The organism is Lysinibacillus sp. GW823-FHT06C08 (assembly GCF_058795135.1).
On the sequence record NZ_JBXAHN010000001.1, the window covers coordinates 1,540,820 to 1,565,052 of the forward strand.

General features: G+C 38.3%; 24 protein-coding genes and 1 riboswitch. Of the genes, 15 read left to right on the top strand and 9 right to left on the bottom strand.

Features of this window, described 5'->3' with window-relative positions:
• Window positions 1-72 precede the first annotated feature (72 nt).
• The gene (locus tag AC1Q6O_RS07260; protein WP_258955257.1) at window positions 73-1,446 is read left to right on the top strand and encodes a UDP-N-acetylmuramoyl-tripeptide--D-alanyl-D-alanine ligase; all 1,374 of its coding nucleotides are present in this window, start codon (window positions 73-75) and stop codon (window positions 1,444-1,446) included.
• A gap of 49 nt (window positions 1,447-1,495) precedes the next feature.
• Here the strand turns inward: AC1Q6O_RS07260 and AC1Q6O_RS07265 are convergent, their stop codons facing one another.
• The 4 genes from AC1Q6O_RS07265 to AC1Q6O_RS07280 form a co-directional block, all read right to left on the bottom strand.
• Window positions 1,496-2,842: a C40 family peptidase gene (locus AC1Q6O_RS07265; protein WP_090001856.1), complete on the bottom strand. Its 1,347-nt coding sequence runs from the start codon at window positions 2,840-2,842 to the stop codon at window positions 1,496-1,498.
• A gap of 242 nt (window positions 2,843-3,084) precedes the next feature.
• The gene (locus AC1Q6O_RS07270) at window positions 3,085-3,450 is read right to left on the bottom strand and encodes a VOC family protein (RefSeq protein WP_043989996.1); all 366 of its coding nucleotides are present in this window, start codon (window positions 3,448-3,450) and stop codon (window positions 3,085-3,087) included.
• A 79-nt stretch (window positions 3,451-3,529) separates the two neighbouring features.
• The gene (locus tag AC1Q6O_RS07275; RefSeq protein WP_008175711.1) at window positions 3,530-4,114 is read right to left on the bottom strand and encodes a TetR/AcrR family transcriptional regulator; all 585 of its coding nucleotides are present in this window, start codon (window positions 4,112-4,114) and stop codon (window positions 3,530-3,532) included.
• Between the two features lie 11 nt (window positions 4,115-4,125).
• Window positions 4,126-4,839 (bottom strand): MBL fold metallo-hydrolase, encoded by a 714-nt coding sequence (locus AC1Q6O_RS07280; protein ID WP_164908689.1) that lies wholly within the window; start codon window positions 4,837-4,839, stop codon window positions 4,126-4,128.
• A 185-nt stretch (window positions 4,840-5,024) separates the two neighbouring features.
• A riboswitch (cobalamin riboswitch) is annotated at window positions 5,025-5,213 on the top strand.
• Window positions 5,214-5,429: 216 nt separating this feature from the next.
• Here AC1Q6O_RS07280 and AC1Q6O_RS07285 point away from each other — a divergent pair.
• The 8 genes from AC1Q6O_RS07285 (at window position 5,430) to AC1Q6O_RS07320 (ending at window position 13,660) form a co-directional block, all read left to right on the top strand.
• The gene (locus tag AC1Q6O_RS07285) at window positions 5,430-5,597 is read left to right on the top strand and encodes a hypothetical protein (protein WP_008175715.1); all 168 of its coding nucleotides are present in this window, start codon (window positions 5,430-5,432) and stop codon (window positions 5,595-5,597) included.
• A gap of 87 nt (window positions 5,598-5,684) precedes the next feature.
• The gene (locus AC1Q6O_RS07290; RefSeq protein WP_342532571.1) at window positions 5,685-6,329 is read left to right on the top strand and encodes a TetR/AcrR family transcriptional regulator; all 645 of its coding nucleotides are present in this window, start codon (window positions 5,685-5,687) and stop codon (window positions 6,327-6,329) included.
• 17 nt (window positions 6,330-6,346) lie between these two features.
• The gene (locus AC1Q6O_RS07295) at window positions 6,347-7,366 is read left to right on the top strand and encodes a 2,3-butanediol dehydrogenase (RefSeq protein WP_492401017.1); all 1,020 of its coding nucleotides are present in this window, start codon (window positions 6,347-6,349) and stop codon (window positions 7,364-7,366) included.
• 391 nt (window positions 7,367-7,757) lie between these two features.
• Window positions 7,758-9,119, top strand: coding sequence for a PepSY-associated TM helix domain-containing protein (locus AC1Q6O_RS07300; protein ID WP_089984923.1), 1,362 nt, complete (start codon window positions 7,758-7,760; stop codon window positions 9,117-9,119).
• A 184-nt stretch (window positions 9,120-9,303) separates the two neighbouring features.
• The gene (locus AC1Q6O_RS07305; RefSeq protein ID WP_089984921.1) at window positions 9,304-10,782 is read left to right on the top strand and encodes a sensor histidine kinase; all 1,479 of its coding nucleotides are present in this window, start codon (window positions 9,304-9,306) and stop codon (window positions 10,780-10,782) included.
• A complete protein-coding gene (locus AC1Q6O_RS07310; protein ID WP_036125131.1) occupies window positions 10,760-11,446 on the top strand; it encodes a response regulator transcription factor in 687 nt (228 codons plus the stop codon). The genes AC1Q6O_RS07305 and AC1Q6O_RS07310 overlap by 23 nt, the downstream gene beginning before the upstream one ends.
• A gap of 141 nt (window positions 11,447-11,587) precedes the next feature.
• Entirely contained in the window at window positions 11,588-12,298 is a 711-nt protein-coding gene (locus AC1Q6O_RS07315) for an ankyrin repeat domain-containing protein (RefSeq protein WP_107921848.1), read from the top strand.
• A gap of 276 nt (window positions 12,299-12,574) precedes the next feature.
• The gene (locus tag AC1Q6O_RS07320; RefSeq protein ID WP_089984918.1) at window positions 12,575-13,660 is read left to right on the top strand and encodes an Ig-like domain-containing protein; all 1,086 of its coding nucleotides are present in this window, start codon (window positions 12,575-12,577) and stop codon (window positions 13,658-13,660) included.
• Window positions 13,661-13,718: 58 nt separating this feature from the next.
• Here AC1Q6O_RS07320 and AC1Q6O_RS07325 read toward each other — a convergent pair whose 3' ends face one another.
• The 4 genes from AC1Q6O_RS07325 to AC1Q6O_RS07340 form a co-directional block, all read right to left on the bottom strand.
• Window positions 13,719-14,324 carry a response regulator transcription factor gene (locus AC1Q6O_RS07325; RefSeq protein ID WP_008175733.1) on the bottom strand — a complete coding sequence of 202 codons (606 nt, stop codon included), beginning with the start codon at window positions 14,322-14,324 and terminating at the stop codon, window positions 13,719-13,721.
• The gene (locus AC1Q6O_RS07330; RefSeq protein ID WP_375105506.1) at window positions 14,321-15,349 is read right to left on the bottom strand and encodes a sensor histidine kinase; all 1,029 of its coding nucleotides are present in this window, start codon (window positions 15,347-15,349) and stop codon (window positions 14,321-14,323) included. The genes AC1Q6O_RS07325 and AC1Q6O_RS07330 overlap by 4 nt, the downstream gene beginning before the upstream one ends.
• A 78-nt stretch (window positions 15,350-15,427) precedes the next feature.
• Window positions 15,428-16,576, bottom strand: coding sequence for a DUF418 domain-containing protein (locus tag AC1Q6O_RS07335; RefSeq protein WP_492401018.1), 1,149 nt, complete (start codon window positions 16,574-16,576; stop codon window positions 15,428-15,430).
• A gap of 141 nt (window positions 16,577-16,717) precedes the next feature.
• A complete protein-coding gene (locus AC1Q6O_RS07340; protein ID WP_239354471.1) occupies window positions 16,718-17,425 on the bottom strand; it encodes a class I SAM-dependent methyltransferase in 708 nt (235 codons plus the stop codon).
• A 182-nt stretch (window positions 17,426-17,607) separates the two neighbouring features.
• Between AC1Q6O_RS07340 and AC1Q6O_RS07345 the strand changes: the two genes are divergently transcribed.
• The gene (locus tag AC1Q6O_RS07345) at window positions 17,608-17,853 is read left to right on the top strand and encodes a hypothetical protein (protein ID WP_036225075.1); all 246 of its coding nucleotides are present in this window, start codon (window positions 17,608-17,610) and stop codon (window positions 17,851-17,853) included.
• 50 nt (window positions 17,854-17,903) lie between these two features.
• Here the strand turns inward: AC1Q6O_RS07345 and AC1Q6O_RS07350 are convergent, their stop codons facing one another.
• The gene (locus AC1Q6O_RS07350) at window positions 17,904-18,953 is read right to left on the bottom strand and encodes an NAD(P)/FAD-dependent oxidoreductase (protein WP_090001867.1); all 1,050 of its coding nucleotides are present in this window, start codon (window positions 18,951-18,953) and stop codon (window positions 17,904-17,906) included.
• A 147-nt stretch (window positions 18,954-19,100) separates the two neighbouring features.
• Here AC1Q6O_RS07350 and AC1Q6O_RS07355 point away from each other — a divergent pair, with 147 nt between their 5' ends.
• The 5 genes from AC1Q6O_RS07355 (at window position 19,101) to AC1Q6O_RS07375 (ending at window position 23,896) form a co-directional block, all read left to right on the top strand.
• On the top strand, window positions 19,101-19,889 hold the full coding sequence (locus tag AC1Q6O_RS07355) for an ABC transporter ATP-binding protein (protein ID WP_036125139.1): 789 nt from the start codon (window positions 19,101-19,103) through the stop codon (window positions 19,887-19,889).
• Window positions 19,890-19,905: 16 nt separating this feature from the next.
• Window positions 19,906-20,832: an iron-hydroxamate ABC transporter substrate-binding protein gene (locus AC1Q6O_RS07360; protein ID WP_008175747.1), complete on the top strand. Its 927-nt coding sequence runs from the start codon at window positions 19,906-19,908 to the stop codon at window positions 20,830-20,832.
• A 23-nt stretch (window positions 20,833-20,855) separates the two neighbouring features.
• The gene (locus tag AC1Q6O_RS07365) at window positions 20,856-21,857 is read left to right on the top strand and encodes a FecCD family ABC transporter permease (protein ID WP_008175749.1); all 1,002 of its coding nucleotides are present in this window, start codon (window positions 20,856-20,858) and stop codon (window positions 21,855-21,857) included.
• Window positions 21,850-22,857: a FecCD family ABC transporter permease gene (locus AC1Q6O_RS07370; RefSeq protein ID WP_008175751.1), complete on the top strand. Its 1,008-nt coding sequence runs from the start codon at window positions 21,850-21,852 to the stop codon at window positions 22,855-22,857. The genes AC1Q6O_RS07365 and AC1Q6O_RS07370 overlap by 8 nt, the downstream gene beginning before the upstream one ends.
• Before the next feature lie 157 nt (window positions 22,858-23,014).
• Window positions 23,015-23,896, top strand: a complete 882-nt coding sequence (locus AC1Q6O_RS07375; protein WP_492401019.1) for a nuclease-related domain-containing protein — start codon at window positions 23,015-23,017, stop codon at window positions 23,894-23,896.
• Window positions 23,897-24,233: the final 337 nt, after the last annotated feature.

The following is a 24,233-nucleotide window of genomic DNA, read 5'->3' on the forward strand; positions in this document are numbered from 1 at the left end:
GATCAAGAGAATTAATAGGTCTGTACAAGATTGATAAAGAAAGGAGGCGTAGTATACTTGCAATCCATTAGTGTGCAAAAAATTAGAAGCGTCCTACAGGGGAAAATTATCCATGGATCAGATCAATGGTCTGTGAAGCATGCAATCTACTATAATCGACATGATTTAATTCACAATCACACACTTATGTTTGTTAGTCGAAGTGATAAAATCAATTGGCAAGAGATTGATAGAAAGGGGCCCTCCCTTGTCATTTCCGATAAACCGGCTACTGAGTTGAAAAATGCGTTAGATAATACAACGGTTTTACACGTCAAAAGCGTTGCACAGGCATACTGGACATTTATTGAATATTATCGAGGCCTTTTTCAAATTCCGGTAGTGGCATTGACAGGAACCTGTGGTAAAACGACAACGAAAGAGATGCTAAAACATATCGCTAGTAAACATTGGCAAGTGCAAGCATCTGTTAGTAGTAAAAATGAGCCAAGGCAATCATTGCCCTATTTGACGGGTGTTGATGATAAAACACAGGCAGCCATTTTTGAACTAGGCTTAGGGAATACAGGTAATATAAAACATCAATGCATGATCTATCAACCAACTATCGGCATTATTACAAATATTGGTGTTCACCATTTAGATGGCTGTCTCAATCTTGAAGGTTATATTAAAGCAAAAGCAGAGATAGTCGAGGGAATTCGAGCAGATGGTACACTACTAATTAATGCAGATGATACCAATATCGAAAAAATATCATTACAAAAATTTAAAGGGAAAATTATTAAATTTGGCTTACAGGATTCGGCTGATTACAAAGCTTCCGCTATAGAATTTGCTCATACAGGCATGAAATTCGTGCTAGAAGTAGCAGACACTAAGTATAATGTGTTTGTACCTGGTTACGGTGAGCATCAAGTATATAATGCGTTAGCCGCCATTGCTGCCTGTAGCGAAATGGGACTTTCCATACGTCAAGCCATTGCAGGGTTAAGAACCTTTAAACAGATGGCGAGACATTTAGAATTTACGAAAGGGATAGGTGACAGTACGATTATTGATGATACGTGGACCAATAATCCGACTTCTGTCGAAGCAGCCTTGAAAGTGTTAGATACAGTAGGAAAAGAGAAAAAAGTTATTCTTGTGCTAGGGGATATAAAGCGATTAGGAAATTTTGAAGAAAAATATCATCGGGAAATTGGCTCCAAAGTAGCTGAAAGACAGATAGATACATTAATTACGATCGGCAAAAGGGCAGAGGCAATTGCTGACCAAGCAAAAAAAGATGGAACTAAAGCAGAGGTTCATACGTTTAAAGATGTAACAGGTGTATTAGAAATATTGAAACCAAAGCTTGACGCGGACACGATTGTTCTCATAAAAGGACCGATGTCGAGTAGATCCATGATTGAATTTGCCAACAATCTTAAAAATCTATCCTAACTAAAAAGGGTGTCTCCAATATTGAGACACCCTACCATTTAAAGCTTTGTTATTTTATCACACGTCGAGCTGTAACATAATTCTTTTGCGCCCAAGTGGAACTTAAATTTTGTTTGACAACATTGTTTGTAGTCATACTAATATATTGATTATTTCCTAAATAGATACCTGTTTGTGTAATATTTGCTCCTCCATCATTCGTTGAGAAGAACAATAAATCACCTTTTTGAAGCTGAGACTTGAGTACTTTTGTACCAACTAAAGCCTGTTTGCTCGCTAGTTTATCCTTTAAATCAATGCCGTTCTTGTTAAATACATAGTACGTAAATCCCGCACTTGTGAAAGTTAGTGCACTCTCATTATACGTATAGCCAAATTTTGCTTTGCTAGTTAAACCTGAAGCTGTAGCAATAATCTTATCGGCAGACGTATTCGCTGAAGGTGCACTTACCGAGGGGGTGTCAGAGAAAACCCGCTTAGCTGTAATATAGTGTTCTTTATAGTAATCAACTAATAAAACTCTCGTCATTACACCATCGGAATTAGGGATGATAATACGGTGATCACCAGCATAAATCCCAACAATTGAAGGATTTTTTGAGCCTGCCACACTATTAAAGAATACTAAATCACCCTTTTTCAAGTTTGCACGTGCTACTGTTGATCCTTGGTTCATTAAATCAGTTAACGTTTTTGCGCCTAGTGTCACACCGCTTTTACGATAGACGAAATCGACAAATGCTGGAGCTGTAAAGCGTAGGCTCGATTCATTCGTTGAAGAACTAATCGTTGCTTTATTTTTATACGTTATCGCATTCTCTACAATTTTATCGCCTTTTGTTGCTGGGTTGGCAGATAGTAGGGTAGGTAAAACGCGTCGTGCGGATACATAGTTTTCAGTATAATATGGTTTACTATTTAAATCTGAGATTACGATATTTTGCTTGGAATCAGCCATGTGGATCATTTTATTGTTACCAATATACATACCTACATGATCGGGATCCGTGCCTGTTTTTTTACTCTTAAAGAATAGTAAATCACCTTTTTGTAATTGGTTTCGCGCTACATATGTGCCTTGTTGTATCATATAGTTTTCATTATACGTCCCAAGATCTACACCATTTTTCTCGAAGATATACATTAAAAATGAAGCACAAGAAAATTTATAAGGATATGTAGGCTTGTAAACCGTATTGCTATATGTCGATTGACCCATTAAGCTTTTACCAGTTTGAATCAATTGATCGGCTTTAGCGGCAACTGCCTGAGCGTTGTTTTGTGCATTTGTTGTAGCTGCCTCTACTTGAATTGGCTGCATCGCTGTTTGGACTAATCCGAATGAGCTAAATCCAATTGTTAATGCAAGTGTTGTAGATAAAAATCGTTTATTCATGTTGTATATTACCTCCTGAAGCTTCTAGTAGGATTTCTCCTGTATCGTCTTGCCTGGAAATAATCGTAGCATGAAAATATAGGGCTTCTTGACGGTAAATGTTGCCAGGGAGAAGTGGGGAGTGCCTCAACGCCTGCTATAAATGGCTTTATCGAAGGAATTTACAGTTATATTACAAATGTTTCAGTAAACTGTAATATGTGCGGGTTTCATTTAAAAAAACTGCCCTCAAATAGGACAGTTTAGGCAATTGCCTGTATGATTTCTAGTCGATTACCAAATGGATCTCGGAATTCAAAACGCTCATAACTTGGGATAGGTACAGATTCTACTATTTCGATTTGATGTTTGGCTAGTTTCGTCTTCCAATAATCAATATCTTCAACTTGATACGCAATATGAGCCTTTGTCGACAATCGATCAAAGCCATCCTCTGTTCCTACATGTACCTCTTGGTGACCAAGCTGTAACCAAAACCCGCCTCTACCTTTAAGAGAATGGGGTTTTTCTATTTCTTTTAGACCTAAGACACCGCAATAAAAATCTTTCCCTTGCTCCTCTGAACCTTTTGGAATAGTAATTTGCACATGATGTAAAGCAATAATCATAGTTTTACCTCCCATTATATTTATAGCTAATTATAGATTAATCACTAAATATTTACAAATTAGGGTGGTGTGTCAACATCTACGTTTCAGGCTGATTGAGCATAACTGCATGAATACCTTCTATAAAAGTGTTTAGTAAGATGGAAAAGCTTTTATTTCTATCAAGAGGCATCCCGAATCCCCCTAATTGTTCAATAGAGGTGAATCCATGAAGAATACTGCGTAGTCCTCTGACCATATGAATCGCCATTTCATCTTGCAAATGATAGGTTTCTAATACACGAAGTACAAGCTGTACGATAGATTCTTGAGCCTGCTGCAAATCTAGATCATTAGCATCTGGAAAGCGAGTGCTAGCATCATATAAGCCAGGGTGCTCTCGAACAAATTGAATATAAGCTTTACTAATTGCACGGATGGCATCATCGCCTGAGCGTCCCGCTGCTGCTTGAAGCATAGATGCTTGCAGGCTCTTGACGCCTTGAATGGCTAACTTTTGCTTCAATTCAGGTAATCCATCAAGATGGTTATATAGGGAAGGCGGTCGCACTTCCAATTTCTCTGCTAATAGCCCAATTGACAGTTGGTCTAATCCGTGTTCATCAACTAATTCTATTGCCTTTTGTACAATAATAGATAAATCTAATTTCATACGACGAGACATTTCCTCATCTCCTATTGTCTTAGTAAACTTCTTTCTGCTTCTGCAATAGCTATTTCCAAAAGCTTCTGTGGCTGCATTAACATCTTTCCATGTCCGACAGCTAGTAGGCTTGGATTTAATTTACTTAATTTTTTTGCGCTTTCAAGTGCTGTGCTTTTATCCCATGTAGCAAGGGCAGGAAACGGAAATAATGGATTCATCATACCTGATACGACAAGCTTTCCTCTTGTTATAAGGGCGTCTCCAGCAATTAAACTTCTATTGCGTGTGTCGAAAAGAGTAATAGAACCAGGAGTGTGACCTGGGGTTGCAATCACTTCTAATGAACCAACCCGTGCACCTTCTTCCAGTAATAGGTCTGGTTTCGTTTTAATGTTTTTAGGAAGCCCTCCCTTAATCGGTACAGCCTTTTCATTAGGAAGCAAAGTTTTATTCCCCTCCAATAAGAGGGCATCCCTTGAAGAGATGTACACCTGACAATCAGGTATTTCTTCTTTTAATGTATCTAACGCTCCTAGATGATCATTATGTGCATGGGTAATAATGATCTTCGTTATTGGTTTTCCTATAGTTTTAGCTACATCTATAATACTTTTTGCACTATATGGTAATGCGGCATCAATCAGTGTTAGCTCATGTTGCTCTTCTACAAAATAACAATTAACAGGAAATATTCTTGGCATAAATGACAATTGATATACGGTGTTAATAGTCGAAACCTTCATTCTTATAATACCTCCTATAAGCTAATCTTATTTTTATTTTAACTAATGTAATTAGTTTTTGCAATATTCACTTTAAATAGGGTGTGCAATGCTAAAAATATGGTGGAAATAGCTGAATGGGTGAATAAACTATAGTTTTTTTGAATCTATTAAGATCGAACAAACCTTATGGTATAATAATAAAAACGGAATAATAGGATAGAGGTACAAACCGAATTGGGTTTGTTTAAAAGGGAAGATCGGTGAAAATCCGACGCTGTCCCGCAACTGTAAATGGGAGCACATTTCAAGAGACCACTGTTACGCCTTGTAATGGGAAGGTGAAAGGTGTGATGAACATAAGCCAGGAGACCTGCCTTTATCCAGTACAGCCAAAAAACCTACGCGGATAGGGGGTGTTGAGTGTGACTAGAGAAATTCTCCTGCATGCTCATAGTATGATGATTGCTAACAAGGTAGCTTCTATGAATAATAGAAAGCTTTTTTCCATATGGCAAACATCGTATTATGTCGTGTATTTGTCATAAAAGACATCTTTCTAATGAGGGAAAGATGTCTTTTTTATGTAAATTATTAAAGGAGTGGTCCACATGAATCCACAAGTTGTTGAGTACTATGAAAGTTTATTTAAATTTGAAATTATGCAAGAGCCAAAGCCTTTGAAGGAGCTTGTTGAACAATATGTTGGGCATGATACGGCACATGAGCAATCTATTTTAGCAGCGTATGCAAATGTGATGAAGGAATTAATTGGATAGTGAAAGTTTGAAGGGCTACTTCTTTATGGGGTAGCCTTTTTTATTGCGCATTTGTTGACAACATTTTGTAGGAGGCGTAAGATTCTATTGAACAATCGTTTTGAACATTTGTTCAAAAAAGAGGTGAGACCTGTCGATAAAAAAGATTTAATACTAAAAGAAAAAAATAAAGAGGTAAAAGATCAAATTTTACAGGCGGCAAAATTATTGTTTTCTTCAAGAGGATACGATGGAACGACGGTGAGACAAATTTGTGATGAAGCAAATGTATCACTCGCCCTTGTTTCCTATCATTTCGGTGGCAAAGAAAATGTTTTTAATGCACTATTCGAGCCACTCCGCCATACTTTTATGAATGCGCATTATGATGTCAATAATTCACTAGAAGCACTTCGTAGCTTTTGCAGAAACTTTGTCCTTTATCGCATACATGAGCATGAATTAATTGATATTTTACAGCAAGAAATTGTGATGAATAGTCCACGATTAGAGATGCTGAAGGACGTATTTCTACCTTCCTGGGAGCAGCTTCGGACAATTTTACAAGCTTGTTTAGAGCAACGATCAATTCATTTTGATTCCATTGATATTGCTCTTAACTTCATCATGGGGACATTAATGTACTCACTCAATAATCCATTTTTAAATCGATCCGCATTGCCATTAACACCTGAACAAATTGCAGATCTTGCAGTCGATTTCGTGTTAAATGGTCTACAAACAAACTATTAAAAAAGAAGGTAATCGCAATGAAAGCAGCAAAATTTTATGGCATGAAAGATATTCGCGTAGAGGAAGCCGAACTACCTGTACTAAAAAATGGAATGGTGAAAGTAAAAATCGCATTTGCAGGGATATGTGGCAGTGATTTACATGAGTATGTAGGAGGTGCTTATGCCTTCCGTACACAGCCAATATTAGGACATGAATTTTCGGCAGTAGTGGTGGAGGTGGCAGAGGGTGTCACTCACACCAAAGTGGGAGATCGTGTGGCAGTGGAACCACCTATCCCATGTGGAAAATGTGCGAACTGTAAACGTGGCTATTCAAACTTATGTAAAAGCGGCCAGTCATATGGCTATACGATTTCAGGTGGTTTTGCAGAATATGCTGTTGTTCGTGAGGAAAATATTTATCATCTCCCTGAAGGTATGAGCTTAGAGCTAGGCGCACTTGTTGAACCTACAGCCGTAGCTGTTCATGCTGTTCGTCAAAGTCAATTAAAGCTAGGAGATACAGCCGCTATTTTTGGTGCAGGTCCCATTGGCTTATTAATTTTGCAAGCTGTGAAAGCAGCAGGAGCAAGTGAAATCTTTGTAGTAGAGGTTTCTGATGAACGACGCCAAAAAGCATTGGAGCTAGGCGCAACCTATGTCGTTAATCCAATCGACACAGATGCTGTTGCCTTTATTCGTGAAAAAACAAATGGCGGTGTGGATGTTGCATATGACGCAGCAGGTGTACAAGCAACTTTCTCAAGCGGCGTAAGTGCTGTTCATCCGGGTGGTGAATTTAAAATCGTCAGTGTTTGGGAAAAACCAGTTGAATTCAATCCGAATGCGGTAGTTTCACCTGAAGTGAAAATTAGCGGTTCATTCGCTTACGTGAATATTTTCCCAGAGGTCATTCGATTACTAGCACGTGAGGTAATCGATGGGCAGGCAGTGATTACAAGCCAAATTGCTTTAGAGGATATCGTTGAAAAAGGATTTGAAGCACTAATGAAAGATCGTAGCCAATGTAAAATCCTTGTGAATATGAGTTTATAAATTTACCCTAATTCGTAGCCAAATTTGTATCATTACTTGTTTGGCTATGATTTTTTTATTGATAAATAGCATAATACCACTAGGAATACATTTGTTTGTCATAAAACTGCCTTTAGGACTTCATTCATATTTCACTTTTACTTTATATAATAAATTTGATATTTATCTTCATTCAGCAAATGTTTGTAATACAGAAGGTTCCTCCTTCATAGGGGGATGCATGCTAATTGAGTGTTCAAACGCCTACTGAATCAAGATAATGCCTCAAGCGGATATCACAGATTTTGAAGATGAACTTTCCGGCCAAGCTCCTCTTCAAAATCTGGTCGCAGCCTAACAACAGCGGCAATTACGGTGAGGTGTATTTGATCAAATAGATTGGAGATTAAAAATGAAAAATCTGCTTTATTCAAGGTTTTGGCGTTTGCATTTTTTCGCAGCTCTGTGTATTACGCCATTACTGCTATCTCTCACATTAAGTGGGATCGGTTATTTGTTTTTTACAGATGTAGAAAATCGTTTATATGATGATTATTTTTTTGGCGATAGCCATAAAGAAGAGGTCTTAACTATTGATGAAGCAGTGGAAAAAGCAGAGGCAGCATTTGCAGGATACTCCACGACAAAAGTGATTATGTTGGAAGAGCCTTATAATACACGTTTAACTTTATCAAATGGCAATGAACAGAAATATGTATTTTTAGATGATCAAAATCAAATGGTTGGTAGTCAGGATGCCAATTATACATTTTCTAATATTATGAGAAATACCCATAGCTCTCTATTTATTGGTGGTACATTTGTCAATTATTTAGTAGAACTTGCGGCATGCTGGACGATCTTTTTATTGCTATCCGGACTTTATATGACATTTAAAGGCGATTTATTGAAAAAGCGCAAGTCGGAAAATAAACGACAAAAAAGTAAGAGATACCATGCGCTTGTTGGGACCATCATTACTATTCCAATGGTGATGTTTATTTCTACAGGGCTTTTATGGTCGGCTTTTCAAGGTTCAATACTGGCCAATATAGCGTCAGAAAGTCCAACTTTCGGCTACCCATTATTACAGCAAAAGCCACCAACATCAGATGTGTCTGAGATTCCGTGGGCAACTCGTCAATTAGAGGCTCCAACATCTGAGGGAGAACATGCACAGCATCACGGTGGTGGGTCTGTCCGTTATACAAACGACAACCAAATGACGATTGCTAATCTTGAAAAAGAAATCACGGCCATGAATATCGCCAAACCGTATTCGATTATTTATCCGTCAAACGAAGAAGGCGTTTATACAGTGGCAAAGGCTAGTAATTCAGGTGTAACAGGACTTGATGTCAAGCCTACAGACGAAGCAACGATGTATTTTGATCAATATAGCGGCAAGTTTATTGATCAGGTTAACTACAAGGATTATGGTATGCTGGCGAAGTTCTTTACATGGGGCATTCCTTTACATGAAGGACATTTGTTTGGCTGGCCAAATAAGCTGTTAAACTTACTCGTATGTTTAGCCTTTTTAGCAGTAATTGTATGGGGAATTCGCACTTGGATTTTACGTAGGAAAAAAGGTGAGCTGTCTGCTCCACCACAAATTTCACATAAAATCTCACTTCCTTTCGTCATCTTCCTTATTATTTTAGGGATTATCATGCCATTATTCGGTGCCTCATTGATCGCAGTGGTGTTGATTGAATATTTCATTTTAGGATGGCAAACTAAAAAGAAACTAAGAGCAGAAGAAACTAAATAACGATAATGGATACGGCACAACCAAAAGGTGTCGTATCTTTTTTTGTGTTGATTATTTCATATGGTGTAAGCCGAATACTATGTTGATGCTAAAAATTATTTATAGATTTTTCAGCGCGATTTTATAAAGTTTTAAGATTTGTATGGTACATTGCTATTAGTTTCAGCTAATTGGGGGAATTTAGATGTCGATTAAAACGAGGTTTTTGCTATCTTATGTAGGCGTTATTATTATTGCAATCACGCTTTTACTTGCAGCTGTTTTTCTTTTTGCCTTTGCGATCACAGGTGATGTTAAAGCAATTGAGCATTTTTATAAAAAGTCATATGTCCAAAAGCCTTTAACAACAGTAGAGGAAAATGCTTTTTTAGATTTGAAATTATTGGCTAAAAATAATCCCCAGCAGCTTTTAGATATTGAACAGCTACAAACGATCAATGCTCCTTCCATTGAGATTGTAGTGCGGAAAGACCATCAAATTGTTTATGCCACACAGCAAGAGCATCAACAATTATTACTGCAAAGTTTACCAGGTTTTGAGGCGACCAATATTAATTCACGTGACACAATCATGATCAATCAAGCGTTTTATACGTATGTGAAGTTTGATTTTTATTTCCCTGACAAAACGGAGGGGAGTATCTTTGTTTTAAGAGAGGTAAGTTCACATGCGGAAATAACGCGAGAATTATTACCTATTTTATTAGGTATTTTATTTGTATTATTTCTAATGATTATTGGTTTATTAAATTATTTAGTGTCTAGAAGTATCATTAACCCTATCACAGCCTTAAAAGAAGGGGCTCAACGAATTAAATCGGGTGATTTAGATTTTGAAATATCATCTCGTTCTAATGATGAAATAGGTCAGCTCAATCGATCGTTTGAGGAAATGAGAGTCAAGCTCAAGGAGTCTGTACAAATTCAGCTTCAATATGAAGAGAATCGGAAAGAACTTTTATCGAATATCTCCCATGATTTAAAAACACCGATGACCTCTATTATTGGCTATGTAGAAGGTATTAAAGATGGTGTAGCGAATACCGAAGAGAAAATGGATAAATATTTAACGACGATCTATACGAAAGCTAAGGATATGGACGTATTAATTGATGAATTATTCTTATTTTCCAAATTGGATTTGAAAAAGGTTCCGTTCCAAATGGACAGTGTGAATCTTCAACAATATATGCATGATTATGTGGAGGATGCTAGTTTTGACTTTATTGCCAGAGATATTCATTTACAATATATATCAGCAGGCTCACCGCTTTTTGCTATGGCAGACAGGGATAAGTTAAGACGTGTCTTATCTAATTTATTGAGCAATAGTGAAAAATATATGGATAAACCCTATAAGCAAATTATTATTTCCCTGCATGAACGAGTAGATGATGCCATCATTCAAGTTACGGATAATGGTGCGGGTATTGATCCTACAGCATTACCACATATATTTGACCGGTTTTATCGTGCGGAGCCTTCTCGAAATTCGCAAACAGGTGGTAGCGGTCTTGGGTTAGCGATTGCAAAACAAATCGTCCTTGAAATGGGCGGCGATATTTGGGCAAAGAGCGAATTGACAAAGGGAACGAGCATTTTCATTTCATTGAAAAAGGATGAGGAAATGAGGAAAGATCATGAAAAAAATACTATTAATTGAAGATGAAGTGAGCATAGCAGAGCTCCAACGTGATTATTTAGAAATTAATGATTTTATGGTAGATATACAACATAATGGCGATGAGGGGCTGAAGCAGGCACTTCATGGAGATTATGATTTAATTATTTTAGATATTATGCTTCCAGGAATGAATGGCTTTGAAATTTGTAAACAAATTCGAGCAGTGAACAATATTCCCATCTTATTTGTGTCGGCAAAAAAAGAGGATATAGATAAAATCCGAGGGCTTGGTTTAGGAGCAGATGATTATATTACCAAGCCCTTTAGTCCAAGTGAGCTTGTGGCAAGGGTCAAGGCGCATTTATCAAGATATGAGCGTTTAGCGTCTAACCAGCCAACGAATAATATGTTGTCTATCCATGGTATTACGATCGATACATCCGCTCGTAAGGTATTTGTGAATGGTGAAGAAGTGGCCTTTACAACTAAGGAATTCGATTTGCTTGTATTTTTTGTCAAACATCCAAATCAAGTATTAAGTAAAGAACAATTATATGAGCGAAACTGGGGCTATGAATCCGCTGCAGATGTTTCCACCGTTACTGTGCATATACGAAAGCTTCGTGAAAAAATTGAACGTGATCCTGCACAGCCCAAGTTTTTGGAAACCGTATGGGGTGCAGGTTACCGCCTAAATGTATAAGATCAACGCCTCGTCGTCTTGACGAGGTTTTTTTATTGAAATTTTAGACTTTTTTAAGAAATGGTTAATAGGCAATTTAGCAATGACTTGTAAACTAAGAATATAACAACGAAATTACCTAGTGAGGAAGGTGCATGGCAAATGAAAAAAATGCAAGCGGTCACGATCGCTTTATCATTTTTACTGCAGGGATGTGCCCCAAATGATACGGAGGCCATAAAGCTTAATAAAGATGGAAATGAGGAGGTGGCAACAGATTTGGCTAGTCAATTGTTTCAAGCGGTAGAAAATAGAAATATAGAATCGCTTAAAAGGGTTATCAATGAAAAAGTAGATATTAATGCGCAGGACTCAAATAATCGAACAGCATTAATGATTGCTACTTATAATCAGGATGTGGAAGTAGCGAAATTACTAATCGATGCAGGTGCCGATGTAAACATCCAGGATGATATGAAAAACACGCCTTTCTTATATGCTGGTGCGGAAGGCTATTTGGATATATTAAAGCTAACGATTCAAGCAGGTGCCGATCCTACAATTGTAAATCGCTATGGGGGAACGGCATTAATTCCTGCAGCTGAGCACGGCTATATTGATGTCATTGAGGAATTATTAACTACCACTAATATCGATGTGAATCATGTCAATCATTTGGGATGGACGGCATTAATGGAAGCGATTGTATTAAATAACGGCAATCCGACACAGCAAACGGCCATTCAACTGTTGGTTGATTATGGTGCTGACGTCAATATTCCAGATAAAAATAATGTGTCACCCTTACAGCACGCGAAACAGAAAGGGTTTAAGGAGATTGAAGAAATCCTTATTGCCGCAGGAGCCAAATAAAGCCGGTACAGGAGTCGTCGCTCTTCGTTCCAAGCACTTTTCTGCATAAAGCACTATATTTCTCATTTCTCCCTAAAGTCATTCATCTAATAGTCGTCCTGAATAAGAGCCGTCGAGAAGTTCACTCTCGATGGCTCTTTTCTATCGTCAACTCTAATCTTAAATATATTTCTCTATTTTTTAATTCTTTTTTAATATTTTATTTATTGGCAGTTTAGATATGGACTTTATGATAAATATTGTAAACCAAATTAAACCAAAAGGGGAGTTTGTAAGATGAAATTGAGAAAACGTATTGTCCCAGCAGCACTAGCTTTATCGGTATTATCAGCAGGTCTAGTTACATTTAGTGAGCCGTTAAATGCAGATGCAGCAGGTCAGAAAGTAGTAGCAGCTGCGAACAATGAGCAGGTGGCGAGAATTACTAAAGTTAAGCCAATCAACACAATGACATTACAAGTTACATTTACCCAACCTTTAGCAGCAGCCGATATTGATCCAAACAATTTAGAGGCAATTAAAAAAGATTTTAATTTTAATGGAAATTTAGAGATTGTCAATGTTCCACGATTAATGACCGATTCTACGAGTACATATATTGTACCTGTTACGTTCCAGGAAGATGATTTCGTCTACAGATTGAGCTATAAAGAACAACGTAATAGAGTCTTTGAAGGGACAGATGAAAAAGTACTTGTACGAAATGTGACGCAAGTAACTGATGATACTTTTACATTGGAGTCATTCCAAGAGGATGGTGTGGTGGATTATGCCAATATCATTGAGGCTTACCGTGGAGGACGTGGAGATCATGCATTTAGCATAAATCGTCAAAATCGTGATGCAAGTGGGAAGCGATTTGATGTTATTTCTTCTTTACGTGATCGCTATGTGACAGTGAAAACAAGTGAAGGGGAGGAGTTTGTTGCTAATTATGTGCCTTTCACACAAGCAGCTGATGGTAAACAAGCACCTCAATTTAGATTACCAGCAGGTCAAACTTTAAAACAAGGTGTCACATACCGAGTGTATTCTCAATGGGCAGAAATTGATGAAAAGAGCTTTGTTGCCAATAAAAAGGCACCATTTACATTGCAATCAGCTAATGCTATCGATAGTCAATCATTTGAATTACAATTAACAAATGATCCCCAATCGGATTTATTAGCTGGCCGAAGTGTCGAACTTCGTGGTAATGATGGCAGCACATTACAAGCTCAATATCGATATTCATCACGTAAAGGGGCAGTAGGGATCTTTGATATTGCGAATGGTGGCACATTAAAAGCTGGTGTAAGCTATACAGTAATGCCATTAAATAATTGGGCTACTGCGACAAATGTAGTTCTACAAGGTAAATAAACAGTCATATGTTCTCCTATAAAAAAATCTCGTCACAGTGGTGGCGAGATTTTTTGATTTATAGCCAGCCTTTATCACTCGCTATTTGAGCAGCTTGCTGTCTTGATTCTACTTGTAGTTTCTGTATAGTCGTTGATAAATAATTACGAATGGTACCTTTAGTTAAAAATAATTGTTTACTGATTTCGTGAGTGGTTAAGCCTTCCTTCACTAGTTGTAGCACGGCAATTTCTCGCTCATTTAAAGGATTTTGCTCCTTCATAAATAAAGTAGCGGCTAAATCTTTACTGACCACCTTTTCACCCTGCATAATCTTGCGAATCGTAGCGATTAAATAATCAATCGGTTCATCTTTCAGTAAGTAGCCGTGTACTTCACAATCCATTGCTTTTTGTAAATAGCCTGGGCGTGCAAACGTTGTGACAATCATCACTTTGCAGGGCAAATTGGCCACTTTAATTTTTTCTGCAAGTTCTAACCCTGAGAGATGGGGCATTTCAATATCTACAAGGCAAACATCGGGTAATTCCTGCTGAATGTAGTCCCATGCTTTTTGACCATCAGAAACTTCAGCGATTACTTCAATATCGGGTTCGAATGACAAAAGGGATGTTAAGGCACCACGTAACATTTGTTGGTCCTCTGCTAGTAAAACTCGTATCATGACGGGGGCTCCTTTCCATCTTGAATGGGTATGCTCAATATCACCTTTGTGCCTGTCTTTGTATTGTCTTCAAACAGGGCATCCCCTTGCAGAACACGCATTCTTTCTTTCATCGAGTTCATGCCATTGCCCAGTCCCTTTTGTTCCAAACCAATCCCATCATCTTGAATAGCAATGGTATATTGTCTAGTTCGACAGTGGATTTGCATATGGCAGTTCTGAGCATGACTATGCTTTAGCATATTAGTAGTAGCCTCACGTACACATAAAGCTAGCATTGTTTCCTCAACACTTGAAAGAACAATTTTTGGACAGTGATTGTGAATGGTGGTCTTAATATTGGCACTTTGTAATAGCTGCTGGCAGTGGTGCAGCTCCGTTTGTAGAGACACGAAATTCATATCCGAAACAAGCTCACGTACTTGCTTTAGGGCTGTACGCGTTGTAGCTAATATGTCGTTTAATTCTTGTTTGACACTGGAAGGATCCCGGTCGATAAGTTTAGTAGTCAATTCTGTTTTCACTTTAATCATCGTCAGGGTGTGACCAATGGTGTCATGAAGATCTCTAGCAATGCGCTGTCTTTCCTCCTGCTGAACAAGCTGGGTATTAACATCTGTCAATTCGTTTTGTAGATTTTTCGATTTTTCTACAAAATAAATGAGGATAGGGAATACCAATTGAATGATCATCATGGGTACTAGTACCTGTGAATCAACAAGTGCTAGGGAATTTGTGGTCGCCAAGAAAACGATTAAAAACATGACAGCCATCCCTAAAATTCCGCTAGCAATATGCCATTTTGATTTCGCTCTTCCTAATAAATCGGCAAAGGTAAATCCGAAAATAAGCATGAAGATGTCCTCGTAAATAGCAAGGATGGTAATAAGAAGGAAGCCTATAATTGAGGCAAGTAGTAGCTTCCAATCTCGATTCCATAAAGCCATATAGAAGGCACCTAGGTACAAGAATAAAATAGCTAATTTAGCTATGAAAGGGAGAGCGGATTGAGACCATAACACCATGGCTACTAATACAATTATAGATACAACATCGATAATTAAATAATGTTTAACTTGTTCTCTGGGATATATTTTTATGGCTTACACCATCCTCTGTTGCTTATTCTTTGTCAGCGCGTGAATCGTTTTTTTACGTACCCATTCCATCGGGCCAATATGGAACTGCTGCTGCCAAAATGTTGCTAGTACTAGCTGTAGGCAAGAAAGGGCAATCCAAATACTTATGATAAGAATGCTATTTACATGACCACCTATGCCAAGTCCCCAGCCGTAAAAAATAATAGACGCCAGCACATTTTGCAGCACATAACAGCTTAATGACATTTTGCCGACATTGGCAAATCGTTGCCAAAGCCAATCTAGCCTCTTATATTCTACCAGTTTACCTAAAATTCCAATATAGCCAATCGATAGAATCGGAGCACATAAATAACGAACAGGTAAATCAAAAAGCCCCCCTGGAATAAAAATTAGCAAATTTAATGGAATGCCAATGAATACACCGATTGTAAACAGCTTTTGCCGAGCCTGATGACCTTTATTCGTTGGTGAAAAAACCTCATTGCGCATGAACTTGACGCCAAGAATAAATAAAAAAACATTCATAGGGATAATAAAAATAGCTTCTGTCCGATAAAATAAAAAGTTTGTTACGCGATGCTGTACTTGCTCCAGCCATGTACCATTTTCATAGATGGCTGCAACAGTTTCAATACCATTTAGGGAAACGCTACCAGCAAGCAAGGAAATGACAAAAATAAAGAGAATGAGGAGGACATGAAAGCTACCAAAAAGATAGAAAGCCCATGTCATCACTTTGTCGCCTAATCTAATTACAATAGCCACGATAAAAGCCGTAACGGCGTAGCTCATTAAAATATCATATTCCATGACAAGTGTGTAATGAAGCAGTCCCTCCAACCCTAAAAAGACAATCGTCCATAGATACATGCCTGGCCAAGCATTTCCTTTACGAAGTGCTTGCTGGTATTTTAGCTGTAAACCTACTCCAAACATAATCGTTAATAATCCTAGGAGCTTTCCATTGACGAAAAATAGCACTAACATTCGTAAAAAATCATTGAAAGACCACCAACCAGTATAATTACTCGTTGTGATATACGATAAATCACCGAGATAAGCAAAAATCCAAATATTTGTTCCGAGCGTTCCTAAGACAGCGAAGCCTCTTAGCATATCGATAAAGGGAAGCCTTTGTTGTGTTTGCATTGTTCTATCACTCTTTCTTTGTTTTTCTTAAATTCATGATAAGAAAAACAGGAGGGGAAAACCTATTCACACGAGTCAAAGAAACTATATGACAGGTGTCATAACAAAAAACCAGCAACGCTTTGTATGCTGGCTAAAAGATTATTTTGTACATATATAGATGCGATAATCTAAAATAGTATCGTATTTTTCGTTCATCCTCATATGCTGATCCATGACATCATACAAGGTGGATTCGATATCCTTAGAAATGTGGAATTCTGGCTTGGATAAGATATCCTTGTTTTTTTGTATGCGAATATCTTGAAACCCTGTCTCTTGGAATAAAGCAACCCAATCCTTTTTCGTGAGGAGCGCATCAAATCCGTAAAATTGTTGGATGTCGTCTGCCTGCTGTGTGGAAAGGAGCATAGGGACGGTAAATTCAATGGCAATTAAGCGTCCACCTTTTTTCAATAAACGGAAAATCTCTTGCAATGCACGTTGTTTATTTACAAAGGCAAGAACTGATTCAGCAAGGACAAAGTCAAATGCTTCATTGGGTAATGATGTTTCCTCAATCGAGCCTTGAATGATATTGACTGATACATGTGCTTTTTTCATGCGGTGACGCGCCTTTTCTATCATGATGGGATTGATATCGATACCCGTTACGTGGGCTGCATAATGGGAAGCCAAATAGGCAGCTGTTTGTCCTGTTCCACAGCCAACATCTAAAATATGTGAGGCTGGTAGAATACGCTCATTCTTCATGATTTCCTTTGATAGATTAATGCCCCCAGGATGGGCACCACCCACACCAAATTTCGCTAAAAATTGGAGATAATTAGAATTTTGAATGAAAACCACCTTCTTTTTTATATAGTATGAAAAGAAAACTAGTATGGTTCCCTTACATATGGTAAAAAGCTAGAAATCCCTATTTTTTATAGGACAAAAATAGATAATTTTTGATACTTCTTCATACGTCTAATTCCTTCATAAAAGACGCACATATACTAGGGAAGAGCTTTTAGATAGGAGGTGTATAAATGCCACATTTTCAGCCGAATTATAGAAGAGGAGTCTATCCTTCAAACAATATGGGAACTTTTGGTCCTCCATTTCGAGGTAGAGCGATGCAACCTAACTATCCACCCAATCAGCAATTTCAAGGTCCTAGAATAGGAGGGAGGTTGCCAGATCATCTAAATACAATTATGGGTCATGCTGGAACGATTACGAATGGCGTAAATATGTTAAGACAGATGGGGGCACTATTAAGTTTATTCAGATAAAAGAAAGAAACCCTCATAAGAATGCTTTCTTAAGAGGGTTTCTATTATGATTAATGGGATGGGACAAGTTCCTTTTCGATAATGGAGCGGTTTTTCTCTTTAAATAGTTCATTATGAGAGGACACCATTCCATGGCGATAAGCAGTTGGCTCTAAATAAGTTTTAATAGAGTTGACCGCATTGGCTGCATCTTGGAATGTCCCAAGTAGCAAATTAATTTTTCCTTCAAATGATAAAATATCTCCTGCCGCAAAAATACCAGGCTGTACGGTTTCACCTGTTGCTTTGCCTTCAAAATAATAATCATCCTTTTTAGGAATCGAAATCGCTTCATCAAACGTGAGGGACGCTTCACAATTATAGCCATGACTAATGATGACCTCATCAATTTGACGAGTGTAGCTTTCCTTTGTTTTTGAGTTTTCACATCTCACTAATTGAATAGCCGTTTTATCGTCATTTGCTAAAAGCTTTGTAATCGTCGTATTACATTCAATAAGGACGCCAGCATCAATAGCTTCTTTTACGGTTGCCTCATGCGCTGATAATGTTTCTTTACGGTAAACCACTGTCACACTTTTAGCGATAGGGCTCAGTTCGACAGCCCAATCAATGGCCGCATTGCCGCCACCAGAGATAAGGATATCCCTATTTACAAAACGTTTGTAGGATTGAACGGTATAGTGTAAATTGGACATTTCATATTTCTCAGCACCTTCCAGCGTTAGTTTCTGAGGATTAATAATCCCTCCACCAACCGCTAGTAGAACTGTTTTTGAATAATGCCTTTCACCAGTTGCTGTATGTACAATAAATAGATTTTCTTGTTGTTCAATAAAATCTACTTTTGTGTTTGTTAGGATCGTAGGGTCAAATGTTTTAGCTTGCTGGATCAATTGTTTAACAAATTTCTCGCCTAAAATAGGGGGGTGACCTCCTATATCCCAAATAAGCTTTTCAGGATAAAGTAATACTTTTCCACCAAGTTGAGATTGGCTCTCTATTAATTTTGTTTTTAATCCTCGTAAACCACTATAAAAGGCGCTATACAAGCCAGCAGGGCCTCCGCCAATAATTGTCACATCATACACATGTTGCATTTTTATTGCCACATCCTTAATTAATAGTAAAAAAGTAATTGACAAAATCTTATCATAAAATTAGACTAATTTTAGTGATAATGATTATCATTTTTAACAGTGCCTATAATAGCATGGAATGAAGTAAAAAGAAAGAGAGGGTCCGAATTGCGTTTAGAAGTAGAATCGATTCGTGTTGGTTATGAGAATAAAACGATTGTGCATGACTTATCGCTGCAAATTCCAGATGGCAAAATCACAACGATCATTGGATCAAATGGTTGCGGAAAGTCTACCTTATTAAAGGCCATTACACGTATTTTAAAGCATGAGAGTGGACAGGTCATTCTGGATGGTCAAAATATTTCCAAGATGAACACGAAAGAATTGGCGAAAGAACTGGCTATTTTACCGCAAAGCCCAGAAAGTGCACATGGTTTAACAGTGGAAGAGCTTGTATCCTACGGTCGATTTCCCTATCAAAAGGGCTTTGGCAATTTATCACAGAAAGATAAAGAGGTCATTGACTGGGCTTTACAAGTGACAAAAACAGAAGACTTCCGCTTACAATCTGTAGATGCTTTATCAGGTGGACAGCGTCAACGAGTGTGGATTGCAATGTCTTTAGCTCAAGAAACCGACATTATATTTTTAGATGAGCCGACAACCTATTTAGACATGGCACATCAATTAGAGGTTCTAGAGTTACTTTATAAGCTCAATGAAGAACAAGGGCGCACGATTGTTATGGTCCTCCATGATTTAAATCAAGCTGCACGTTTTTCTGATTATATTGTGGCACTGTCACAAGGAGAGCTTGTGAAATTTGGAACAGCTGAAGAAGTCATGGTTCCAGAAGTATTAAAAAAAGTGTTTAATATTGATGCTGTAATTGGTCAAGATCCACGAACGAACAAACCAATGTGCATTACATATAACTTATTACAAACCGTTTAAAGGAGAATGAAAGACAATGAAGAAGTGGTTATTACCAATGTTTATGATGCTTGTACTCGTACTTGCGGCGTGCGGCAATAAAGAAGAGAAAACAGAAAAGGCTGATGAAGGCTCGAAAGAAGCAACTTCAGCTGAGACAATTACTTATCAATCAGAAGCAGGTCCTATTGAAGTACCGGCAAACCCTAAACGTGTAGTCGTATTATCTTCTTTTGTAGGGGATTTATTACAGCTTGATGTTGATGTTGTCGGTGTAGATGCATGGGCAGCAAAAAATCCAAACTTTGAAGATGCTATTAAAGATGCAGTAGTTGTTGAAAATACAGATGTTGAAAAAATTCTTGAGCTAGAGCCAGACTTAATCATTGGTTTAAATGGTATTGAAAATGCTGATAAATTATCAGAAATTGCACCAACTGTATTATTTACGTATGGGAAAGTAGATTATTTACAACAATTTATTGAAATCGGTAAAGTTGTCAATAAAGAAAAAGAAGCAACAGCATGGGTAGAAGATTTTAAAGCACGTGCAGCAGAATCAGGTAAAAAAATTAAAGAAAAAATCGGTGAAGATGCAACTGTAACAGTGGCGGAAAACTTTAATAAACAATTTTATATTTATGGCGATAACTGGGGTCGTGGAACAGAGATTTTATATCAAGAAATGGGCTTGAAAATGCCTGAAAAAGTTAAAGAAACAGCTTTAGAGCCTGGCTACTATGCAATTTCTCAAGAAGTTTTAGGGGATTATGCAGGGGATTATGTGATTTTCAGTATGTTCCAAGACCAAGATAACTCATTTACAGATGCAGCATGGTTTAAAGATTTAGAAGCAGTGAAAAATGGTCATTTATTTGAAGTGAATGCAAATGCCTTTTATTTCAATGACCCGATCACTTTAGAACATCAACTAAAGTTCTTTGAAGAAAAATTTTTACAATAATTAGTAGAGAGTAGCGAAGGCAAATGACAAAGTTTCGACAGTTACCATTTTGGCTTCAGGTATTGCTTGCATTGATCGTATTAATCGGCACGGCTAGTATCTCGCTGTGCTTAGGTGCAGCGAATACGAGCATTCAAGATGTCTATCAAGCAATTGTCGGACAAAGTGGTGGTAAGCATTACACGATTTTACGTGAAATTCGATTTCCTCGTATCATTGCTGCCATTTTTGTTGGCAGTGCACTCGCAGTTGCGGGAGCGATTATGCAGGGGGTTACACGCAATCCATTAGCTGATCCAGGGCTACTTGGTTTAACAGCAGGGGCAAATGCTGCCCTTGCTTTAACGATGGCGTTTATCCCGAAATTTTCCTATTATACGTTAATTTTAGCCTGCTTTATTGGGGCTGGAATTGGTATGATGATCGTTTATGGGATCGGTGCCTCTACTAAGAAAGGTTTCTCTCCATTGAGACTTGTTTTAGCTGGTGCAGCAGTTACTGCTTTATTACAAGCGGTTGCTGAAGGCACGGGCATTTTATTTCAAATTTCCAAGGATGTTTCGATGTGGACAAGTGGCGGATTCATTGGCACGACATGGCAGGCGTTATTGATCGTTCCGGTCATTGTCATTGGTCTCCTATTGTCATTTGCTTTTAGTCGTCAATTAACGATTTTAAGTTTAAATGAAGAAGTAGCGGTAGGTGTTGGGCAAAACACAACTTTGATTAAAGGTATTATGATGTTTGCTGTCGTTATTTTAGCAGGCTCTGCCGTAGCTCTTGTTGGGAATCTAGCATTTGTTGGCTTAATGGTTCCGCATATTGTTCGCGCATTTGTAGGGACAGACTATCGTTTTGTCTTACCGATGAGCGCAATTATTGGCGGCTGGTTTATGGTGACCGCTGATTTTGCAGGACGTATGATTAATGCACCATTTGAAACGCCGGTTGTAGCGATTGTTTCGATTCTTGGTCTACCATTCTTCCTACTATTAGTACGGAAGGGAGGACGCCAATTTGTTTAAAGAAGGTCGCAAAAAACAGCGAAAATGGTTTTTTACTTGGCTTATCGTCACGTTATTCATTTTTGTTTTAGGCATTTCTTTAGGACCTGCCTCTGTTTCGTTTGATCGCATTCTCCCAACCTTGCTAGGCGATGGTAGTTTTAAAGAATCCTTCGTATTATTCTCAGTTCGCTTACCAAGAATGTTGGTATTAGCAGCGGCTGGGATGGCATTAGCTTTAGCAGGTGCAGTCCTACAAGGGGTTACACGCAATGATTTAGCAGATCCGGGGATCATTGGTATTAATGCAGGAGCAGGTGTCGGGATTACAGTCTTTTATTTACTTGTAAATGGAGATCTTCCACACTTTGCTTATATATTGCCAGTTGTAGGATTTTGTAGTGCGCTTTTCACTGCCCTTTGCATTTACTTTTTCTCTTATCAACGCAATAAAGGAGTGCAACCCGTCCAACTGATTTTAATTGGGGTAGGGGTAGCCTCTGCTTTATCTGGCGTAATGATGGTATTAATTTCCTCAGCAGAGCGAAGTGATGTGCAATTTATTGCCCAATGGCTTGCAGGTAGTGTTTGGGGTACGGATTGGCCATTTTTCTGGGCTTTAGTGCCTTGGCTTGTCGTGGGGATTCCGTATATTTTCTATAAATCCAATGTCCTAAATGTCTTGGCGATGACGGAGCAAACAGCTGTAGGTCTTGGGATGAATATCGGGCGCGAACGGTTACGCTTATTAATCGTCGCTGTGGCACTAGCAGCAGCAGCAGTTTCTGTAACAGGTGGTATTGCCTTTATAGGGTTGATGGCACCTCATATTGCCAAACAGCTTGTCGGACCACGCTACCAATTCTTTTTACCATTGACATTATTCATTGGCGCAAGTCTATTAATGCTGTCCGATACTATTGGTCGTGTTGCCATTGCTACTGCAACTGTACCAGCGGGTATCATTGTTGCCTTTATCGGGGCTCCTTACTTTTTATATTTATTACGGAAGAATGTATAGAAAAGTGATAGCACGAGTAAATGGATGCACGAAAGCAAAGGCTTTTGAACTACTGAAATGAATGAAAGATTTATTTTACTAAATGTATATGGCAAGTTTTTAGGAACCTCATTTGTTGAGGTTCTTTTTTTATATAATCAAGACAGGAGGTGAATAAATGATTCTATTAGCACGTCGAACATCGGAAACACAGAAGACACTAGAAGCCATTGTTCGAAGACTCTCAAACTCTCACCGGGAGTACTCGAATTATGATGAAAACTTAAGACGTTTAAAGGCTGGACACGCAGGCGAACAGCGTGTGGATGCAGAATGGCTTGAGATAGACCTACCTACCCCCTATTATTTTCTCCATGATTTTCAAACGATGAATAACTTCGGCTCTACTCATCAAATGGACACCATTTTTCTATGTCGACACTTTTTACTGATTGTAGAAATCAAAAATATAACAGGCGTTCTCTCATATGATACCGCCTTTGCACAATTGACACGGATGACCTCAGAAGGCAAGGTAGAGGGAATGACTGACCCATTTCTTCAACTTGAACGACATGTAGGATGGATGAAAAAACTGTTACATCAAGAAAAATTTCAATTGCCTGTTTTGCATGCAGTCGTGCTAGCAACAAAAAATGGAATTTTATCAGAAGGTTTTCATGGACAGCCAATATTTCATGTAACCGGATTACGTACACATTTACATAAATGGTTCGACCGGCATCAACCAGTAGAGACTGAAAATCTCTTTCGATTTGCTATGCACCTCATGTCCCTGCATAGCACAATAAAAAGAGAGGTGAAGGTGCCTCTTGAGGAGATGGTAAAGGGGGTTCTATGTCCCCATTGTGCGAATGGTCAGCCAATGAACTACCATTATAAAAAATGGCATTGCCCTCGCTGTAAATGGGTCGACCAGGATGCATTGAAAAAAGCCCTCGAAGATTATCGATTATTAGTAGGTCCAAAGCTCACCAATAAAAGCTTCCGCGAATTCTTTGCCATCGATTCCCCAAACGTCGCCTACAAGCTACTATAGCAGCTCCCATTAAAAGCAGACAGAACAAAGAAACATAGACAGTATTGGATCATGGAATAGAAACGAACTACAATTCAGCCAGACTGAATTGTAGTTTTTTTGTGGGGAGATGGTGAGGCAAAGTGAGCGGAACATCAAGAGTGACGGATAGAGGGAGGAAAGTGACGGATAAAACGGAAAAAGTGACGGATAGAGAGTGAAAAGTGATGGATACGCATGAAGAAGGCGCGGGTGGAGAGGCGAAAATGAGGGAATCGCAAAGAGTGACGGATAGAGGGAGGAAAGTGACGGATAAAACGGAAAAAGTGACGGATAGAGAGTGAAAAGTGATGGATAC

Coding starts and splice junctions, on each gene's coding strand:
- AC1Q6O_RS07265 (WP_090001856.1), bottom strand. CDS start 2,842: ATGAATAAACGATTTTTATCTACAACACTTGCATTAACAATTGGATTT.
- AC1Q6O_RS07270 (WP_043989996.1), bottom strand. CDS start 3,450: ATGATTATTGCTTTACATCATGTGCAAATTACTATTCCAAAAGGTTCA.
- AC1Q6O_RS07275 (WP_008175711.1), bottom strand. CDS start 4,114: ATGTCTCGTCGTATGAAATTAGATTTATCTATTATTGTACAAAAGGCA.
- AC1Q6O_RS07280 (WP_164908689.1), bottom strand. CDS start 4,839: ATGAAGGTTTCGACTATTAACACCGTATATCAATTGTCATTTATGCCA.
- AC1Q6O_RS07285 (WP_008175715.1), top strand. CDS start 5,430: ATGAATCCACAAGTTGTTGAGTACTATGAAAGTTTATTTAAATTTGAA.
- AC1Q6O_RS07295 (WP_492401017.1), top strand. CDS start 6,347: ATGAAAGCAGCAAAATTTTATGGCATGAAAGATATTCGCGTAGAGGAA.
- AC1Q6O_RS07300 (WP_089984923.1), top strand. CDS start 7,758: ATGAAAAATCTGCTTTATTCAAGGTTTTGGCGTTTGCATTTTTTCGCA.
- AC1Q6O_RS07305 (WP_089984921.1), top strand. CDS start 9,304: ATGTCGATTAAAACGAGGTTTTTGCTATCTTATGTAGGCGTTATTATT.
- AC1Q6O_RS07310 (WP_036125131.1), top strand. CDS start 10,760: ATGAAAAAAATACTATTAATTGAAGATGAAGTGAGCATAGCAGAGCTC.
- AC1Q6O_RS07315 (WP_107921848.1), top strand. CDS start 11,588: ATGAAAAAAATGCAAGCGGTCACGATCGCTTTATCATTTTTACTGCAG.
- AC1Q6O_RS07320 (WP_089984918.1), top strand. CDS start 12,575: ATGAAATTGAGAAAACGTATTGTCCCAGCAGCACTAGCTTTATCGGTA.
- AC1Q6O_RS07325 (WP_008175733.1), bottom strand. CDS start 14,324: ATGATACGAGTTTTACTAGCAGAGGACCAACAAATGTTACGTGGTGCC.
- AC1Q6O_RS07330 (WP_375105506.1), bottom strand. CDS start 15,349: ATGGTGTTATGGTCTCAATCCGCTCTCCCTTTCATAGCTAAATTAGCT.
- AC1Q6O_RS07335 (WP_492401018.1), bottom strand. CDS start 16,576: ATGCAAACACAACAAAGGCTTCCCTTTATCGATATGCTAAGAGGCTTC.
- AC1Q6O_RS07345 (WP_036225075.1), top strand. CDS start 17,608: ATGCCACATTTTCAGCCGAATTATAGAAGAGGAGTCTATCCTTCAAAC.
- AC1Q6O_RS07350 (WP_090001867.1), bottom strand. CDS start 18,953: ATGCAACATGTGTATGATGTGACAATTATTGGCGGAGGCCCTGCTGGC.
- AC1Q6O_RS07360 (WP_008175747.1), top strand. CDS start 19,906: ATGAAGAAGTGGTTATTACCAATGTTTATGATGCTTGTACTCGTACTT.
- AC1Q6O_RS07365 (WP_008175749.1), top strand. CDS start 20,856: ATGACAAAGTTTCGACAGTTACCATTTTGGCTTCAGGTATTGCTTGCA.
- AC1Q6O_RS07375 (WP_492401019.1), top strand. CDS start 23,015: ATGATTCTATTAGCACGTCGAACATCGGAAACACAGAAGACACTAGAA.